The sequence below is a fragment of the Succinivibrio sp. genome (assembly GCF_045124615.1).
Taxonomy (GTDB): domain Bacteria; phylum Pseudomonadota; class Gammaproteobacteria; order Enterobacterales; family Succinivibrionaceae; genus Succinivibrio; species Succinivibrio faecicola.
Window position 1 is genome coordinate 1 of record NZ_JBGVMC010000377.1, and the last position, 1856, is coordinate 1856.

Below are 1856 nucleotides of genomic sequence, written 5' to 3' on the forward strand. Positions count from 1 at the left end.
AACAGGTATTGATCCACTCCCTGAAAATTCATCAATCTAAATTAGTTCATTAAGGCGGTTTAAAAATGGCAGTTGTAACTTTAAGCATAAGTGAATTTCTGGGGATGTTTCCACATTTACAAACCGCCTATAATGACGGCAAAATTGATGATACTATCATTCAAGAAAACTTTGATACAGTTGCAGAGTGGTTAGGAAATGATGAAAACTCATTATTTCCTTATAATCCCCCTAAAATTCTAACCAGAAAACGCCTGCTATATTTTGCTACTTGTCATTTGTTGACATTATTTCTTAATCCTGCAGGACAGCAGGGCAGACTTGCAAGCGCATCACAGGGCAGTGTTAGCACTTCATTTGATCTGATTAGAGCAAATTCTGTTACTGCTCAATGGTGGTTGCAGACACCATGCGGATCTTCATTCTGGGTTATGTCGCAGGCATACCGCAAAGGCGGTAGAGTTTATGCGCACAAACATTTTCATCCTTATGGTTAATATAAAAACGAAAAAACCGTTTTAAAGTGTCAATTTTTGCGGTTTTTTAACAAAATAGGCGGTTTAAATGGCAGATTTTGAGGTTAAAACAGATTTACAAGATTTAGATCGCCTTGTTGCAGAAATTGAGCAGGCAAAAAAGCTAGTTTTAAAAGTCGGTGTGGATGAAACAAAGCAATATGACAACGGCACTAAAGTTGTTGATGTTGCTCAATATCTTGAGTACGGATGGACACAGACAGTTAGTTGGAAACAGCGTACATGGCTTTTAGCTAATAGCGGTGTAGATGTAAAAAGAGGCACACTCCATTTGCCTCCTCGCCCTACTTTCGGCTTTACTTATCAGACCTGTAAAGGCAAATGGGAGCGCACTGGCAGTAAGTTATTTTCAAAATTCACTGAAAATCCTATAAGTGTTGCTTTAAGAGCCTATGAAATTCTAGGCTTAATGGCAGTCAATGACATAAAGAATACTATTCTCACAAACGGTAAAGGTACATTTAAACCAAGATCGCCTTTAACACTCCTTTTATACGGTCAAAATTTAGACAAGCACCAACCAAAGGGCGATTCTGAAAAACTCAAAAAGCGCAATATTTCAAAAAAGAATACATCTGATACTACAAAAGCACTGGTTAGAGGTACAGATGGAGAGCCTAAATTTTTAAATTCGATAACATACGAAATAACAGATAATGCAGAGGATCAAGCAAATGGATGATAAGAATACCTCAAAGAGAAATATTAAAAATGCCCTTTAACCGTTTTGATCTGTTTTGGTTTTTGTATCTTGTAGTAGTGTTTATGTATATCTATTACAGGATAAAAGGATAAAAGAAAATGAGCTTAAATCTACACGCAATTGTACGCCCTGCAATAAACGTAAACAAAGAAGATCTACCTTTTACCGTTTTCAGATCGGAGGGGCAGAAGAATGTAAAAGGTATTGTAACCGCCTATTATTCCAGACAGGATGGATATATGGGGCAGATACAAAGCGAGGGTGATTCTGCTTTGTATCATGCTGAATTAGGCACTCAAAGCACTGTAATAAGAAAGATCTACTTATACGCTCCAGATGATTTAGATCAGCGTGTATGGAGCGTTTACAGAACTAAATCAAGATCAGGTGACTACATCAGAGATAACAAGGGGCAATATTGGTTAGTCACTGCAGTGCTAGAAGATTTTAGCGAAGTTGGATGGGAATGTATAAGAGTTACCCTGCAGACTGTTAAACCTGAAATCAAAGACGAAAACGGCAACGATCTAACCGTTGATCCTGTAACTGATACTACTCAGGAGGCATCAGATGAGTGATACCGAAATTATACAAAGTGACAGTTTTATACAGGTTAA

General features: G+C 37.6%; 3 protein-coding genes. All 3 read left to right on the forward strand.

Annotated features, from left to right (window positions below; all coding sequences use genetic code 11):
- Window positions 1–65: 65 nt before the first annotated feature.
- The 3 genes from ACJML3_RS10025 (at window position 66) to ACJML3_RS10035 (ending at window position 1817) form a co-directional block, all read left to right on the forward strand.
- Window positions 66–497 (forward strand): DUF4054 domain-containing protein, encoded by a 432-nt coding sequence (locus ACJML3_RS10025; RefSeq protein WP_406022870.1) that lies wholly within the window; start codon window positions 66–68, stop codon window positions 495–497.
- Between the two features lie 67 nt (window positions 498–564).
- Window positions 565–1218 carry a hypothetical protein gene (locus tag ACJML3_RS10030; RefSeq protein WP_406022872.1) on the forward strand — a complete coding sequence of 218 codons (654 nt, stop codon included), beginning with the start codon at window positions 565–567 and terminating at the stop codon, window positions 1216–1218.
- A gap of 119 nt (window positions 1219–1337) precedes the next feature.
- The gene (locus tag ACJML3_RS10035; RefSeq protein ID WP_406022874.1) at window positions 1338–1817 is read left to right on the forward strand and encodes a hypothetical protein; all 480 of its coding nucleotides are present in this window, start codon (window positions 1338–1340) and stop codon (window positions 1815–1817) included.
- Window positions 1818–1856 lie beyond the last annotated feature (39 nt).

Excerpts from the sequence above, each read along its gene's own strand:
- ACJML3_RS10030 (WP_406022872.1), top strand. The coding sequence starts at position 565 with ATGGCAGATTTTGAGGTTAAAACAGATTTACAAGATTTAGATCGCCTT.
- ACJML3_RS10025 (WP_406022870.1), top strand. The coding sequence starts at position 66 with ATGGCAGTTGTAACTTTAAGCATAAGTGAATTTCTGGGGATGTTTCCA.
- ACJML3_RS10035 (WP_406022874.1), top strand. The coding sequence starts at position 1,338 with ATGAGCTTAAATCTACACGCAATTGTACGCCCTGCAATAAACGTAAAC.